The sequence below is a fragment of the Rhizobium sp. SL86 genome, assembly GCF_026672545.1.
In the GTDB taxonomy this organism is placed as follows: Bacteria; Pseudomonadota; Alphaproteobacteria; order Rhizobiales; family Rhizobiaceae; genus Neorhizobium.
On sequence record NZ_JAPPRJ010000001.1, the window covers coordinates 877,052 to 893,395 of the forward strand.

At 60.6% G+C, this 16,344-nt stretch carries 14 protein-coding genes; 2 read left to right on the top strand and 12 right to left on the bottom strand.

Annotated features, from left to right (window positions below; all coding sequences use genetic code 11):
* Positions 1 to 9: 9 nt before the first annotated feature.
* The 12 genes from visN to OU993_RS04490 form a co-directional block, all read right to left on the bottom strand.
* Positions 10 to 726, bottom strand: a complete 717-nt coding sequence (gene visN, locus OU993_RS04435; RefSeq protein WP_268155035.1) for a transcriptional regulator VisN — start codon at positions 724 to 726, stop codon at positions 10 to 12.
* Positions 727 to 1,057: 331 nt separating this feature from the next.
* Entirely contained in the window at positions 1,058 to 2,755 is a 1,698-nt protein-coding gene (gene fliF, locus OU993_RS04440; protein ID WP_268155037.1) for a flagellar basal-body MS-ring/collar protein FliF, read from the bottom strand.
* 123 nt (positions 2,756 to 2,878) lie between these two features.
* Positions 2,879 to 3,268 (bottom strand): chemotaxis protein CheT, encoded by a 390-nt coding sequence (gene cheT, locus OU993_RS04445; protein WP_268155038.1) that lies wholly within the window; start codon positions 3,266 to 3,268, stop codon positions 2,879 to 2,881.
* 11 nt (positions 3,269 to 3,279) lie between these two features.
* Positions 3,280 to 3,834, bottom strand: coding sequence for a chemoreceptor glutamine deamidase CheD (gene cheD / locus OU993_RS04450; protein ID WP_268155039.1), 555 nt, complete (start codon positions 3,832 to 3,834; stop codon positions 3,280 to 3,282).
* Positions 3,831 to 4,220 carry a response regulator gene (locus OU993_RS04455; RefSeq protein WP_062555336.1) on the bottom strand — a complete coding sequence of 130 codons (390 nt, stop codon included), beginning with the start codon at positions 4,218 to 4,220 and terminating at the stop codon, positions 3,831 to 3,833. Before OU993_RS04455 ends, cheD begins: the two co-directional genes overlap by 4 nt.
* Positions 4,221 to 5,261 carry a protein-glutamate O-methylesterase CheB gene (cheB, locus tag OU993_RS04460; RefSeq protein ID WP_268155040.1) on the bottom strand — a complete coding sequence of 347 codons (1,041 nt, stop codon included), beginning with the start codon at positions 5,259 to 5,261 and terminating at the stop codon, positions 4,221 to 4,223.
* Positions 5,258 to 6,166, bottom strand: coding sequence for a protein-glutamate O-methyltransferase CheR (cheR, locus tag OU993_RS04465; RefSeq protein ID WP_268155041.1), 909 nt, complete (start codon positions 6,164 to 6,166; stop codon positions 5,258 to 5,260). Before cheR ends, cheB begins: the two co-directional genes overlap by 4 nt.
* Entirely contained in the window at positions 6,163 to 6,630 is a 468-nt protein-coding gene (locus OU993_RS04470) for a chemotaxis protein CheW (RefSeq protein ID WP_268155042.1), read from the bottom strand. Before OU993_RS04470 ends, cheR begins: the two co-directional genes overlap by 4 nt.
* A 16-nt stretch (positions 6,631 to 6,646) precedes the next feature.
* A complete protein-coding gene (locus tag OU993_RS04475) occupies positions 6,647 to 8,971 on the bottom strand; it encodes a chemotaxis protein CheA (RefSeq protein WP_268155043.1) in 2,325 nt (774 codons plus the stop codon).
* 16 nt (positions 8,972 to 8,987) lie between these two features.
* Positions 8,988 to 9,353 carry a response regulator gene (locus tag OU993_RS04480; protein ID WP_165215639.1) on the bottom strand — a complete coding sequence of 122 codons (366 nt, stop codon included), beginning with the start codon at positions 9,351 to 9,353 and terminating at the stop codon, positions 8,988 to 8,990.
* Positions 9,350 to 9,649, bottom strand: a complete 300-nt coding sequence (locus OU993_RS04485) for an STAS domain-containing protein (protein WP_268155044.1) — start codon at positions 9,647 to 9,649, stop codon at positions 9,350 to 9,352. The genes OU993_RS04480 and OU993_RS04485 overlap by 4 nt, the downstream gene beginning before the upstream one ends.
* 90 nt (positions 9,650 to 9,739) lie before the next feature.
* On the bottom strand, positions 9,740 to 11,365 hold the full coding sequence (locus OU993_RS04490; RefSeq protein ID WP_268155045.1) for a globin-coupled sensor protein: 1,626 nt from the start codon (positions 11,363 to 11,365) through the stop codon (positions 9,740 to 9,742).
* Between the two features lie 942 nt (positions 11,366 to 12,307).
* On the opposite strand from OU993_RS04490, the gene mprF reads away from it, so the two are divergent.
* Together mprF and OU993_RS04500 are read left to right on the top strand one after the other, a co-directional pair.
* Complete coding sequence (mprF, locus tag OU993_RS04495) at positions 12,308 to 14,908, top strand: bifunctional lysylphosphatidylglycerol flippase/synthetase MprF (protein WP_268155046.1); 2,601 nt, start codon at positions 12,308 to 12,310, stop codon at positions 14,906 to 14,908.
* Positions 14,905 to 16,272 (top strand): virulence factor family protein, encoded by a 1,368-nt coding sequence (locus OU993_RS04500; protein ID WP_268155047.1) that lies wholly within the window; start codon positions 14,905 to 14,907, stop codon positions 16,270 to 16,272. The genes mprF and OU993_RS04500 overlap by 4 nt, the downstream gene beginning before the upstream one ends.
* The last annotated feature ends 72 nt before the right edge of the window (positions 16,273 to 16,344 follow it).

Below are 16,344 nucleotides of genomic sequence, written 5' to 3' on the forward strand. Positions count from 1 at the left end.
ATGTCGATCCTAGACCAGATTGTTACGAACAGCGTAGGCGATCGCTTCCGATCGCGTTTTCGTCGCCGTCTTGCGCATGACGCTGGTAATGTAATTGTTGATGGTGTTGCGGGAGATGCCGAGGATGACGGCGATTTCGTCGCTTGTTTTGCCTTCTGCAATCCAGAAGAGGCATTCCAGTTCTCGATCGGTAAGATCGAAGTCTCGGTCAGACCGCGCCTCCCGCGCCTCTCCCAGGCTGAGGACATAGCCGGCGAGCAGCCCGACCTCTCGTAATCGCTCCTGCGACAGGATCAGGCCCTCCAGGAACAGCAGCATGACGGAATAGCGGATGCGGCCGGCGCAGAAACTCAAGGCGCAATACTGGCGGCTGACATCTTCCGGTAGATCGACATTATCCGGCAGGAGGGCAAATTGTGGCGTCAGAATCGTGAGGCACTTCTCGACCTCCGTCGATTTGGCGTAGCTGCGCGCAAGATCCTCGCTCAACTGACGTACGAGATCAAACGGCCAATTCGACGCTATGATGGAATTCAGGCCCTGCTCCTGGATCAGGTCGTAGCGGGCGAGAAGGTAATGCGAGGCACCGACATAGTCCGTCAGAAGCCGCATGGCCGACTGCGTGTTTCCGGCGGTTCCACTGATCGAGAGGCGACGTAGAAACTGATCGCGCGTGCCGGTCTTCGACGCATTTGCATCAAGGAAATGCCGGCTCCCAGCTTTCATGTCTGCGCCATGCAACTCCATCGAGCCCACTCTCCATCGGGGAAAAGGCATCATGCCCGATCCCCAGTCCGCCTTCCAGTCATGGTCTGAGCCTGTTGCCCAGATCCGCCGCCACGACCGTCCGAATCATGGCCATTTTAGGGAGCTGCCCAGGAATTGCCATAACCCCGCTGCGTTTTCCTACAGACTTGTCGGTTTTAGCACCTTCGTTCTCCATAAACCCGGTTTTGCCCACAGCCGCCACCTGTCATGCTGCGCCTGGATTCAGCATAAGAAAAGCAAAAAGGCCGGCAGATGCCGGCCTTTTTTTTCATATTCACTAATATTGATCTTACGCGGCCCGATCTGCGGCCCATTTGCGCAGGATCTTCGCGGCGCGTTCTTCGGAGATCTCGACCATGCGGGCCAGACGCTTTTCCGGTCCTTCCTTGACGCGGCGGTTGAAGCCACCGTTCGGATCGTCCTCGGCGCCGAAGAGATCGCTCGAACCGTCGAAGCCGAAATCCGCGCCGAAATCCGCACCAAATCCCTCCGGAAGCGCCGCAGCGCCAGCGGCCGTCGGCGAGAAGTCCGGCAGTTCGAGACCGGCGGCTTCCGCAGCCACTTCCGAGGACCCGCCGGCGACACCGCCGACCGTGCGGACGACCGGGCGCAGACCGAACCAGATGACGAGGAAGGCAACCAGGATGAAGGCGGCCGAGTTGATGATGCCACCCAGATTGCGGGTCAGGATCTCGCCGACACCGGGGCCCGAGGCGGCAGCTTCGTCGAGCAGCTGGCTTTCCAGGAAGTCCATGGCCGTCACATTGACCACGTCGCCACGCTCGGTATTCACGCCGGCGGCGGTCGCGACGATCTTCTGCATCTCGGCGAGATAGGCGTCGATCTTGGCCTGGTCGACCGGTTCGCCCACCATCTTTGCGACACGGGCGCGATTGACCACGACGGCGATCGAGAGTTTTTCGACACGATAGCTGTTGCGGGTGGTCGCGGTGGTCTTGGAATTGATCTCGTAGTTGGTCTGCTCTTCCTTCTTGTCGCTCTGGTCGGAAGATTCAGGACCGGTGCCACCGCCCTCGGGAGCGGCCTGCGGAACATTCTGCTCCACGGTGGCGGCGGTATCCGACTGGCGCTGCTGCGACTTCTGGGCCTCTTTCGTGACCTTGACCGACCGTTCGACGCGCGATTCGGGGTCGTAGACGGTCTCCTGGATCTGCTGGGTATCCAGATTGAGCAAGGCCGTCGCGCTCGAGCGGAAATTGTCCATGCCGAGGAAAGGCGCCAGAGCCTTGTCGATATTGGATTCGATTTCCTTTTGAACGGTCTGGACGGTCGTCAGGCTGCGGCTGAGATTGCTGTTGCCGTACTCGTCACCCGACGCCAGAAGCTGGCCAGTCGAATCCAGGATGGTCACGTCATCGACTTCAAGACCCGGAACGGCCGAGGCGACGAGGTGACGGATCGAGGCCGCCGCCTTGCGTCCTGCGTCATTGCTGGCGCGGATCATCACGGAGGCCGTCGGCTTCTGGCCGGCACGGCGGAAATTGCCGACATCCGGCATCACGATATGGACGCGGGCGGCGGCAATGCCGCTGATCTGCTGGATGGAACGGGCAATCTCGCCCTCCAGGGCGCGCACGCGTGTCACTTCCTGCATGAAGGAGGTGAGGCCCAACGATCCGACGTTATCGAAGAGTTCATAACCGGCATTGCTGCTGTTCGGCAGTCCACGCTCGGCCAGCATCAGACGGGCCCTGCTCGTGGCTCCGACCGGGACCTGAATGCTTGAACCGTCCTGACCCACCTGAAAATCAATGCCACCCTCTGCAAGAGCGGCGCTGACCTGATTGAGGTCGGAGGTTTCAAGGCCGACGTAGAGCGTCTCGTAAGCAGGCTTGTTGACGTAAAGTGCCGCGGCGATGACAATCGCCATGGACACGACACCAACGCCTGCCAAAGTCAGCAGCTTGGTCTGCCCGAGCGACCCTAAGTTCTTCATAACTTGGTTGAATTGAGCTAACAGATTCATTCTGTTCCCGCACCGTCACTGGATAGAGGCTTTTTGCCCAATCCCAAACTAGACTGCGAAGCTTGTGCGAGCGTTTCGCTTGGGGATGCCAGTGATGACGGGTCAAACGGCTTTGCCGCGATATCAGAACAGGTCGAAATCTCCCGCAGCCTTGCTCAGCGGCTGCGAATGACCATGGCGCATGCCCTTGCTCAGGGCCTTGTGCATGTCGGCGAGTTTCACGAGGTTGAGCGCGGTCGAGACATCGACCATGCAGTCTTCCGGTATCGTCGCCGTGATCGTATCGATGAATTCGGCAAGGCCGCGGGCCTTCTGCACGGCAAGGTCAATGCCCTGCAGCACTTTCATCGTGTCCGGCGATTGCAGAACAGACGTGCCACCGATTTCCAGCAGCTGGGGTTCCACGCGCTCGATCAGATAGGCCACGTCGTACAGCTCGGAAACGATGCGCATCAGCACGTCCGGCAACTTTTCGTCGAGGTAAGTCACTGGCTGGACATAAGGTTCGGTCATTGCTTCCTCTACTAAAAGAACTCGATTGAGCTTTCGACCGGTTTGGCCGGCTTCGCCGGACGCTGCTCCAGAGCAACCGTCTTCTGTGTTTCTGCACCCGTTAGTGGATAGGTCCGCGCGCGACCGCTGACCGGCCAGTATTCAAGCTTGCGACCGAACTCTCCCCCGGTGGAGGCACCAACGATCTTGATGCCTTCATCCTTCAGGAATTCCGTCGCGAAAGCCGCATTCTGCTCGCCGACATTCGAAAAGCTTGCGATCGTCTTGGCACCGCCGAAGATTTTGGCTTCCAGTCTCTCGCGCCGTCCGCCGCGCTTCAAGATGCCGTTGATCAACAATTCCATCAAATGAACACCGTAACGGGACATGTCACCGCCCGACATGCCCCCCGGCCCGTTGCCTGGCAGCAGGAAGTGGTTCATCCCCCCTACCCCGGCCACCGGATCTCTCAGGCACGCAGCCACGCAGGATCCCAGAATCGTCGTAATGACTGCATCTGGATCATCCGTAACCTTAAATTCGCCTTGGATGATGTTCATCCGCTTGGCTGCGGCCATCTGATTCATTTAAGCGCTCCGAATACCGCCTCGATGGCAGCTTTCATCTTTTCGATCGTGAAAGGTTTTGCCAGGACGTTGTTTGCGCCCAGCTGAGCCGCCTTCTGCACCAGAGCGCGATCGCCCTGGGCCGTCAGAATGATGAAGGCCGCTTTTTTCGTGTTGGGATTGGTCCGAACCGCCTGGAGGAGACCGAGGCCATCCATCTTCGGCATGTTGAAGTCGGAGATGACCAGATGATGAGGCTGCTCGGCCATGATCTTCATCCCCTGCTCGCCATCGCCTGCGGCGGTGATCTGCTTGAAGCCGAGCTGTGTCAGGGCGTCGCTGAGCAGCAGCCGGCTCGTCACCTGATCATCCACGATCAGAACTTTGATTTTTTCAGCGAGAGACATTTATTCGGTACCTTCTTTTCGGGCGGCGGTTAATTTCAGGATTTCTTCTCCGATGGCGTTGAGCGGCAGTTGCTGCTCGACGGCACCGATGTCATGCGCGACTCTCGGCATCCCATAGACCACGCATGTTTTTTCATTCTGCCCAATGGTGCGTGCGCCCGCACTCCGCATCTTGAGCAGGCCGGAAGCACCATCCCGGCCCATACCGGTCAGAATGACACCAACGGCATTTCGTCCAGCCAGGTCTGCCACCGAATCAAACAGGACATCCACCGACGGCCGGTGACCGTTGACGGGGTCGCGTTCGATGAGCCGGCAGCACGGAGCGGACGGATTGGACACCTGGAGGTGCCGGTCGCCACCCGGCGCGAGGTAAATCTTACCGATTTCCAAACGCGCGCCGTCCGTTGCTTCCTGCACCACAGGGGCGCAGATACGATTAAGCCTTTCAGCAAAACTTTTCGTAAACGTCGGCGGCATGTGTTGCGTTATCACTGTCGGCGGGCAGTTTTTCGGGAATTTCTGCAGGACAGCGATCAACGCCTCGACACCGCCGGTGGACGAGCCGATCGCCACCACCTTGCGTCCGACACGGTAATCCGCCGTGGGCGCGACAGGCGGCACGACGGCCGAGCGTGACCGCCCCCTGTTCGAGCGGGCAGCAGCCTTCACCTTCTCCGCCAGGTCACCGAAAGGCCGTGCGTCGCCGGGGACCGGTTTCCCGACACAATCGAAGGCCCCGATCTCAAGGGCTGCCAGCGTTGCATTGGCGCCCTGGTGCGTCATGGTCGACACCATGATGACCGGCATCGGGCGAAGCCGCATGATCTTCTCAAGGAATTCCAGCCCGTTCATGTTCGGCATCTCGATATCGAGGGTGACGACATCCGGATTGAGTTCCTTGATCGCGGCACGGGCTTCATGCGCATCACCGGCCTGACCGATGACGCTGACCTCCGGGTCGGAGTTGAGCACGGCCGTGATCAACCCGCGCATCGTCGGAGAGTCATCCACAACTAGGACACGTGCCGGCATGGTCATGCTTTCCTCCCCGCGCTTTTGCCAGTATAGCGGTAGGTGGTTATTCCTATATTATCAAAAAGATTCTTAGCATCGCCGGTCACGCGTTCCGAATGACCGATGTAAAGGTGGCCACCTTCGGGCAACAGGGATGCAAAACGCGACCAGATCTTCATCTGGGTCGGTTCATCAAAGTAGATCACGACATTCCGGCAGAATATCACGTCGAAATTGCCCTTGAACGGCCACTGGGCCATCAGGTTCAATTCGTTGTAGGTGATCAGTTTCTTAACCTTGTCATCAATCTGGAACTTGCGACGACCGCCGACGTCGACCTCCTTGAAATACTGCTTGCGCATGACAGGCGTGACGGTCTCCAGGGAGTTCTCGTCATAGATACCGGCACGCGCCTGAGCCAGGATCTTTGGATCGATGTCCGTTGCCAGGATGCGGAAATCATAATCGACCGCGTTCGGCAGAAGCGCCATGACCGTCAGGGCGATCGAATAAGGCTCCTGACCATCGGAACAGGCCGCCGACCAGATGCGCACACGCCCGCCGGCCTTTGCGCGCGCGATCAGTCCCGGAAGGACCTCGTCGCGCAGGTGATCGAAGTGGTGATTTTCGCGAAAGAAGCGCGTGAAGTTGGTGGTCAGGTGAGACAACATCTCACGTCTTGCCTGTGCGCCTTCGGCGGACGACACCAGCGCGCAATATTCGCGAAAGCCACGAAGTCCCAGATTGCGGATATGCTTCGACAGGCGAGAGTAGACGAGCGACGCCTTCGTCTCGTTCAGGTAGATCCCTGCGTCCGAATAGATCATGGCAGCAATTTCGGTGAGGTCGCGGCGGGTGAGCGGATATTCTCCGCTCGCCAGAACCTCGTCCGGTGACTGTCTGCCATCAAATGCGCCAAGAGGCTTCATGCAGCTTCGCTTTCGGTATCAGGGAACAGAGCATCGAGCTCGATGAGGCAGATCATTCGCTTGTCGATCGCGAGAATGCCCCGCGCATATTGCTTTTCCAGATCTGAAGAGACTTCCGGTACCGGTTGTATGTTGTCGTCGGTGACGGTCAGAATGTCCGAAACCGCTTCCACGAGCAGGCCGACGATGCGGTTTCTCACCTGCGCCACGATGATCACGTGACGCGGGCTCGGTTCTGCACGCCGCATGCCGAGACGGGCCGACAGGTCGACGATCGGCAGGACCGCACCGCGCAGATTGATCACCCCCATGACATAGGAGGGCGAATGCGGCAGCCCGGTCGCCTTCGTCCAGCCGCGGATTTCGCGGACCGACATGATGTTGACGCAAAATTCCTGGTCCCCGATGCGGAAGGCAATGAGCTCCCGACTTCCCTGAACAAGATTTTTCACGGCGTACGACATACACTTTACCCGTCAATCAACCCGTTGCTGCCAATGACATGTCCGATTTCATTCCACCTTCCTGCCTCAACGACTGGCCGCGCGAGGCCGAAACCACGGCGTCCACGTCAAGGATGAGCGCCACACGTCCGTCGCCGAGAATGGTTGCTGCGGCAATGCCCGGAACGTGGGTGTAGTTTGCTTCAAGCGACTTGATAACGACCTGCCGCTGGCCCTGGATGGCATCGACCATCAAGGCACGCTGGCCGCCACCTTCCGATTCCACGAGAAGCGCCACGCCTTCGACCGGGTTGGCCTGCATCGAACGGAAGTTCAGGATGCGGCCGACATCGACCAGCGGGCAGAAGGAGTTGCGGATCGAGATCAGGCGCTGGTTGGCACCGAAGGAATGGATCGAGGAGGCTTCCGGCTGCAGCGTCTCGACGATCGCCGTCAGCGGCACGACCAGCGTCTGGCCGGCAACCGTGACCACCATGCCGTCGAGGACGGCGAGCGTCAGCGGCAGGCTCATGGTGAAGGTCGAACCCTGGCCGGGCCGCGAGCTGATCGAGATGCGGCCGCCGAGGGCCTGGATCGACCGCTTGACCACGTCCATGCCGACGCCGCGGCCGGAGATGTCGGAAATCTTGTCGGCGGTGGAGAAGCCCGGCATAAAGATCAGGTTGTCGATCTCTTCGTCCGACAGGTTGGCGTCCGCCGGGATCAGGTCGTTGTCGATCGCCTTCTGGCGCACCTTCTCGCGGTTGATACCGGCACCATCGTCGACCAGCTCGATGACGATGCGGCCCGAACGATGCTTTGCGGTCAGCCTGACCGTGCCTTCCGGATTCTTGCCGGCGGCCTCACGCTTTTCCGGGCTTTCGATGCCGTGGTCGACGGCATTGCGGATCATGTGCGTCAGCGGCTCGGCCAGCTTGTCGATGACCGTCTTGTCGACTTCGGTGTTTTCACCTTCCGTGACCAGACGGATGGACTTGCCCACCATGTCGGCCACTTCGCGAACGATACGCGACATGCGCTGGAAGACCGGCTTCACCGGCTGCGCGCGGATCGCCATGACCGAGTCCTGGATCTCGCGGGTCAGCTGCTGCAGTTCCTCGAGACCCATATTGATGGACGAGGTGCCTGTCGTGTCATTTTCGATAACACTCTGCGACAACATCGCCTGGTTGATGACCAATTCGCCGACGAGGTTGATCAGACGGTCGACGCGGTCGAGATCGACGCGGATGGTCTGACCAGCACTTGCATTGGCAGCGTTGGCGGCATTGGCGGCAGCCGCCGCTGCAGCAGCAGCCTGGCTTTCCTTCTTGTCGGCACGGGCGGCAGCAGCCGCCATCTTGGAGACATTGCTGGCGGTTTCAGCCGCGGCAACGGCAGCGGCAGCGTCATTGGCCGCACTCTCGTCGGAAGCGTCCTGATCTTCCCCGGAGGCGTCGCTGCCATCGTCGAGGACCGACAGGTCAAAGGGCACCGGAACCATCGGAAGCTCCTCCTCGGAGCTTTCGGCGACCTTCACATCGAGGTCGCAGTCCCATTCGGCGAATTCAAAGACGGTGCGGATGTCCTGCTCGCCCTTGTCCGTCTTCACCTGGATCTTCCAGGTGAAATAGGCCTCTTCCGGATCCATCTTGTCGAAGGGCGGAAGCTGGTCCGTGTCGCAGTTGATACTCATCGTGCCGACGCGCGACAGGTCGCGCAGCAACAGGGCGGCTTCGTTGCCCTTGGCGTAGAGTTCGCGGCGTGGCTTGAAGATGACCTCGAAGGTCGACGGCTCGATGGTCTGCTCTTCCTCACCAAAGCCGTCAAACGTAAAGGGGATCGGCTGGAAGCCGCTGTCATCGGTCGGCGGCGGCGCTGCAGCCACGGGGGGCGCAGCCGGTGCCGGAGCGGCCTTGGGTGCAGCCTTTGCAGGGGCCGCCTTTGGCGTCTCGGCGGCAGCCCCGCCGGACGGGAGTTCACCACGTGCAAGCGCTTCAAGCTCTTTCACGAGGCCACGGGTGCGTCCTTCTTCGACACTGCCGCCATCGCGGGATGCCGCCACAAGGTCGGCCAACACGTCGGCCGACTTCAGCATCACCTTCAGAACGTCCTGCGTCGGTTCCAGCTTGTTCGAGCGGACGCAGTCGAGCGTCGTTTCGAACACGTGGGCAAACGAAACCAGGTCATCAAGCCCGAACGCGCCGGCACCGCCCTTGATCGAATGGACAGCGCGGAAGACGGCATTCACCGTTTCCGGGTCACGGTCACCGTCATTGAGCTTGAGAAGACCAGATTCCAGTTCGGCGAGCTGCTCCTCGCACTCCTGGAAGAAGATCTCTTTGATTTCGTTCATATCCATCGCAGGAATTCCCGGTTCAGGCGGTTACACGCTCGATCGCATCAATCAGTTTTGCAGGATCGAAAGGCTTGACGATCCAGCCGGTGGCACCGGCCTGGCGCGCACGGTTCTTCTTTTCCGCATCGCTTTCCGTCGTCAGGACGAGGATCGGAACGGCGCGATAACGGTCATTGCGGCGAACCCCTTCGATAAAACCGAAGCCATCGAGGCGCGGCATGTTGATGTCGGTGACGATGACATCGGGGTTGCATTCTTCGAGGACTTCCAGACCTTCCACACCGTCTTCGGCCTGGATCGTCTCGTAGCCGGCGTTGTTCAGGGTCACCAGAAGCATGTTCCGGATCGTCCTGGAATCGTCGACGGTCAATATCTTTTTCTTCACTGCTGAATCTCCTTAGCGAGCAGATGATCTATGTTGATGCCAATAAGCTGCATGGACTTTCCGAACGCGTCCGAAACCTTGTCGAACACGAACTTCTTCTTGTCCTCCTCCCAGGCATTCGCGGCTGCCATCAGAACCTGGACGCACTGGACCCCGACACGCTCGACGCCGGAGGCATCGATCGACAGGTCCTTGCCGCGCATGTTCGTCAGTTGGCCGTGCAACACGGAAGCCTCATTGAGGTCCAGGACCGAAACCAGCTTCAGGCTTCCCGTCTCTGCAGTCGTGCTTGCCATTCCTTCAATCCTCGTGGTTCGCATTGCCGTTTCGGCCACAAAGGCCAAACGCAACGAATTTCATGCTCAATCCCGTTTTCCCCGCCATGCTCACCGCCCCAATGCGGCCAGCTGAGCCGGCATGAAAAACGCGCCCTCGTCCGCAATCCCCGGCAGGTCGGAGGACACTTCCTCCGTCCGCAGTTCCGGCGTCTTCGGCTTGGCCTGCCAGACCGGCGCCTCTGCCCGTTCCCGCGCAATGCGGAATTCGCGCACCGTGCGGCCAAGCTCCAGGATCACCGTGCGCAACTCGTCCGACTGGGCACTCAGTCCGCGTGACTTCTGCGCGCTCGTCAGCATCCGCGCGTCGAGCGACTGGATGCTGCCCGCGACCCGCGCCAGCGACTGGGCCTGGTCATCGGTGGCGCGGGAAATGTCGGCCACCGTCTCGTTGATGCCGGCCACCTGGTTTACGATGCCGCCAATGGCGTCCTGCGTGCGATGAACCATCTTCACGCCGGCATCCACCTGCGATTTCGTGCCCGTGACCAACTGCTTGATCTCGCGCGCCGCTTCGGCGGAGCGCTGGGCAAGCGCGCGCACTTCCTGGGCCACCACCGCAAAACCACGTCCGGAATCACCGGCACGGGCCGCCTCAATGCCGGCATTCAGCGCAAGGAGGTTGGTCTGGAAGGCGATTTCGTCGATGACGCCGATGATCTGGCCGATCTTCTCGGCGGATTCCTCGATATCGGCCATTGCGCTGATCGCCTTGCCGACCACTTCGCCGCTCTCCTGCGCCGAACGGCGTGCAGTGGCGACGGCCTTCTCGGCCTCGGCTGCTTCGGTGGCGCTGTTCTGAACGCGCGCCGCAAGCTCGGCAATCTGGGAGGCGGCGTCCGAGACATCCGCCGAATACTGTTCGATTTCGGAAGCGAGTTCGCGCCCGGTCTGCGCCACGGTCTGCGCCAGCCCCTCGGCCGCCACCAGCCGATCAGCGACGGACTGAAGCGCGCTGCTCATCGCGTCCAGTGCCTGATCGAGAAGGCTCGACAGTTCGCCGTAAACGTCCGGGCGATCGCCGCCGATACGGACGGAGAGATCCTTGTCGGCGAGACGGGCCGCGACGGGCCCGAACAGATTGTTCGCCTCCGCCTGGTCACTGTCGCGCTGTGCGGCAAGAGCCCGCTGTTGCTTCAGTCTCAGTTCGTTGATGCGCAGGGAAACCGCAATCTCGAGATCGACCATGACCAGGCGAATGACCGCCTGGATCGCGTCCGCCAGTTCCTTGTCGCGCTTTCGGCCACCCGTCAGCAACGACTTCGACATCAGTTGTTCAATGAGACAGCCGATCAGGTTCTCGAGCATCACGGCATGTCCGGCGATATGCCAGCGGGGATCGAGCCCCATGCGGCTTTCGGCATCGGACAGGACCTTCACCCGCTCGGCGTAAAGCGCATCGAAACGGGCATCGGTCAGGACGCTCCAGTGAGAGGTCTGCAGATCGTGCAGGCGGTCAATCTGAAGATCGCTTTCGAAATGCCGCATGGCATCCGGCGAGGACTGCAGGCGCTGGAAGAAGTCGCGCAATCCCTCCTTCAGCCGGCCTTCGAGAGCCGGACGAAAACGTCGAAGAAGGTCGCAGCAATCGGCATCGAGACCCGCGAATGCAAGCCGGTCACGCAGGCTGCTTGCCTGTGCCTTTCGCGCCTGATCCGTTGGTATGTCTTGAGCCAAAGCCCGTCCCCAGTGAAGTGCCGATCTTTGATCGGCGTGAACCCCTCGTCACGGTCTGCAATGCTTATTTGCTTGCAGGTCGTTCATGCATTGCCGGTGGTTCCGCTCGAACGGCTGACCGTTCACACAGGAAGACCGGTGACAGGACGCTCTGGACGCCGAGCGGGAGCCTCGGCTCGCCGTGCGGCAAAGCGGGCTTCCGGTTGGTCTTTCCCAGCCGCTAACCTGGAATTTCATGGAAGAGATACCGGACTGAAACCGGTACGACGCATCGGCTTCATGCCTGAGAGGGATCTGTACGGATCACCCCATCTCGCCGTCTAGGATCATTTGTATGGTTAATTCCTTGCCTGAAGGTTAATGATCGATCCCGGGTTCAGAGATTTCGCAGATCCTGAAATAGCTCCAATGACAAAAACTTGGACGCAAGCTTGAAGCAAGTCGAACAGACTAGGCTTGCAAGTGTCGAGCATGATGTTTCGGAGAAAAGGACAATGATTGTTCTGCACTTAACAGCGGCCTTGATCGCACTGGCGATTTTTTTCAGCGTTGCGCTCATCTCGCTGGCCGAGGGCGAGCGGCGACGCAACCGAAACGCGATCCTCTAATGAAGCATTTTGCCGCGATCAGCATCGCATGATCGCGTGGTTCCAGGCAGCGGATGCAGTGCGCCATCCTGATGCGACAAGCCGAGAACTGTTCGAATTTGAACGACTTTCTTTAGAATTTCTGCGGGGCTGCAGCGATATCCCTTCCAGGCAGCAAGACGGTGACGCCCGACGCGCGATGATCGCTCCCCTTCGTTCCGCACATACAAGCCTTACGTTCGGCCGGTGGTGCCGCCGCACTTTTGACCAAGTTTAGGCGAGAGGGAATGCGGCCCGATTGGTTGAACATCTGTCACCGAATGTGGCTATATCGGGTCAATCCGCCAGGTGACACATGCAAGACACAGAACTCCACACCGACAGCGCCGCGCACAAGACATCATTTTTCTCCCGGCTTGCCCGTTTTCGGGTCTATCTCGCCTCCATTGCCATGCTTGCCGTTTTCGGCGTCATGGCCATCGCGGTCTACAAGCTGACCAACGAGGTCCGTTATGATGACGTCGTCATCGCCCTCGCAGATACCAGTCTTTCGGCCATCGGACTTGCGGTCCTGTTCACGGCGCTGAGCTTTGCTTCGCTCGTCTATTACGACCTGAACGCGCTCGATTATATCGGCCGCAAGCTGCCGAAGGTGCCGGTCGCCATCACGGCGTTCAGCGCCTATGCGATCGGCAATACAGCGGGTTTTGGGGCTCTCAGCGGAGGTGCCATCCGGTTTCGCGCCTATAGCCGCCTCGGGCTTTCGCCGGAGGATGTCGCACGGGTCATCGCCTTCGTCACCTTCGCCTTCGGTCTTGGCCTGCTTGCCGTCAGTTCCATCGCCGCGCTGATTGCCGCCCCCCGGCTGTCCGACATCGTCGGCATCGATACCCTCTGGCTTCGGACAGGCGCCGTTATCGTCCTGCTGCTTCTGGCGGGCCTGCTGTTCGTCGGGCGCGAAGGGCGTTCCTTCCAGGTGCTCGGCATCCGCATCCGCCTGCCGGATACACTGACCTCGTCGCGACAGTTTCTGATCACGGCCTTCGACATCGCGGTCTCGGCATCCGTCCTTTATGTGCTGTTGCCCGAAAACAGCATCGGCTGGCTGTCCTTCTTCACCATCTTTTCAGCGGCCATTGGGCTTGGGGTTCTCAGCCATGTGCCGGCCGGGCTCGGCGTCTTCGAAGCGGTCATCATCGGGGCGCTCGGCGATACTGTCGGTCTGGATCGCCTGCTCGGCAGCCTCGTCCTGTTCCGCCTGGTCTATTACGTCCTGCCGCTGACCATCGCGATCATCATGATCGTCCTGTCGGAAGCCCGCGCGCTTGCCCGCCATCCGATCGCGGGCGATATCGGCACGGTGGCTGCCCGGATCTCGCCGCCGCTTCTATCCGCCTTCGCGCTTCTGCTCGGCACCATGCTGATCTTTTCCAGCGTGACGCCGACGCCCGATACGGAACTCGATTTCCTCTCGAATGTCCTGCCGCTTCCGGTGGTCGAAGGCGCTCACTTCCTGTCGAGCCTGCTCGGCCTTGCACTCGTGATTGCCTCGCGCGGGCTTGCCCAACGTCTGGACGGTGCGTGGTGGGCGGCGCTTGTGGCTGCCGGTCTCGCCTTTGTTTTCGCCTTCCTGCGCGCCATAGCGCTGGGCGAGGCGGCCTTCCTCGGCGTCTTCATTCTGGCACTGCTTCTCAACGCACAACGCTTCCGCCGCCCCGCCTCCCTGTTCAGCCAGGTGCTGAGCCTGCCTTGGGTGATGGCGATGCTGGTGATCCTTGCGGGTGCCGCGGCCATTCTCCTCTTCGTTTACCGCGATGTGGAATACAGCCGCCAGCTCTGGTGGCAGTTCGAATTCGGCGGCGAAGCACCACGCAGCCTTCGCGCACTGCTGGGCGCAGCCATCTTTGCGGTCGCGATTGCGATTTTCAGCCTGCTGCGCCCGGCTTTCCGCCAACCTCCGGCGGTGACGCAGGAGGATATCGACAAGGCTGTTGCCATCCTCAACGGCCAGGACAATGCCGATGCGAACCTGGTGCGCATGGGCGACAAACGCGTGATGTTCTCCGACAGTGGCCGGACCTTCATCATGTACGGCGTTCAGGGCCGCTCCTGGATCGCGCTTGGTGATCCGGTGGGGGATCCGGGCGAGATCGGCGAACTCATCTGGCGTTTTGTCGAACAGGCCCGCGGCGCCGGTGGTCGACCCGTTCTCTATCAGGTATCGCCGGCACTTCTGTCCTTCTGCGCCGATGCCGGTCTTCGCGCCTTCAAACTGGGCGAGATGGCGCTTGTGGACCTCAAAGGCTTCGAGTTGAAGGGCAGCCGGCTTGCCGCCCTCAGGCAGGCGCTCAACAAGGGCGTCCGCGAAGGCATGTCCTTTGCCATCCTCGAGCCTTCAGACGTTCCGGCAGCAATCCCGGATCTGAAGGCCGTTTCCGATGGCTGGCTTGCCCAGCACCAGACCCGCGAAAAGGGATTTTCGCTCGGCGCCTTCGAGGAGGCCTATGTCTCTTCCCTGCCGGTTGCCGTGCTGCGGAAGGATAACCGGGTCGTCGCTTTCGCCACGCTCTTCATCACCGATAGCAAAGCGGAAGCCAGCGTGGACCTGATGCGCTTTTCGGCCGACGCACCGCGCGGGGCCATGGACTTTCTCTTCGTCAGCCTGCTGGATCACCTGAAAAATGCCGGATACCAGAGTTTCAATCTCGGGATGGCGCCGCTTTCGGGCATGTCGAAGCGGGAAATCGCCCCGGTCTGGGATCGTATAGGAAGCACCTTGTTCGAACACGGCGAAAGATTTTACAACTTCCGCGGCCTCCGGGCCTTCAAATCGAAGTTCCATCCCGATTGGCAGCCGCGGTATCTGGCGGTCGCCGGCGGCACCGGCGTCGTTCTGGCATTGATGGACGTGACGCTGCTGATCAGCGGTGGTGTGCGTGGGGTGGTCGGCAAATGAGACGCTTCCTGACGGCCGCATCCGCCTGCCTTGCACTTGTGCTTGTTTCGACCGGCGTTGAGGCGCAGCAGGCCGCACCGCAGTTCGATACCGGCATGATCCCCTCGCCGCACATCATCCGGCCGGATGGCAAGGTGAAATCGAACATCTTCCTGTTGTCCGATGCCGATGGCTGGAACACCACGGAAGAGGCACAGGCCAAGGCGCTTGCCGCCAAGGGTGCCCTCGTCATCGGCATCGACCTTCCCTCCTACATCGCCTCGCTCGACAAGGACGAGGATGACTGCATCTATATGATCTCCGACATCGAGTCGCTTGCCCAGCAGGTTCAGCGCTCGCTCGGAAGCGGCAGCTATCGCTCTCCGATCGTTGCCGGCATTGGCTCCGGCGGTGCCTTCGTACTCGGCATGCTGGCACAAAGCCCGCCGGCCACGATCGGCCAGGTGATTGCGGTCGATCCGGATGCCTCCATCAAGCTGGCGAAGGTGCTGTGCACGCCTGCCGACAAGGAACAGACCGCTGACGGCATCGCCTACGGCCTGACCGGTGGGCCGCTGCCGGCTTCGGCGAGCGTGCTCTTCACCAAGCAGGCAAGCGCGCAAAGCCGCCAGCATGTGAAGGACCTTGAGGCCAAACACCCGGACATCGATATCGAGGATGCGGACGGCAACGCCAACGACGCCCTCATCGCCGCGCTGTCGGACCAGCTCGATGCGGCAGGCAGCGACGACGCGCCGCTCGGCCTGCCTCTGACAATTCTGGAAGCCAAACCGAAACTCGACACGATGGCGATCATCTTTTCCGGTGATGGCGGCTGGCGCGACATCGACAGCGAGGTGGGCGCCGTGTTGCAGGCCGACGGCGTTCCGGTGGTCGGCGTCGATGCTCTGCGCTATTTCTGGTCGAAGAAGACACCGGACCAGACCGCTGCAGATCTCAGCCGCATCATCCGCACCTACCGCAAACAGTGGAACGTCAAGAACGTCATGCTCGTCGGTTATTCCTTCGGTGCGGACATCCTGCCCTCGACGTTCAACCGCCTGCCGGAGGCCGATCGCAGCAAGGTTTCGCTGATCAGCCTGCTTGGCTTGTCGCATTCCGCGGAATTCGAGATCTCCGTCACCGGCTGGCTGGGGGGCCAGGGAAGCGGCGACGGGGGCGATCCGACGGTCGATCTGAAGCAGATCGATTCGGCACGGGTGCAGTGCATCTATGGCACGGAGGATGACGAGGAGGCCTGCAAGGATCTCGCCGCATCCGGCGTGGAGGTTCTCGGCATCGAGGGCGGGCATCATTTCGACGAGGACTACGAAAAGCTCGCGCAATACATCCTGACGGCGCTCAAGGCACGCCTTGCAAAATGACGGCATCTGCCGGGTAAAAATTCTACTTGCCAATCGCCGCTCAGTGCCTGTAGCGACGCGTTAAAGCGATTT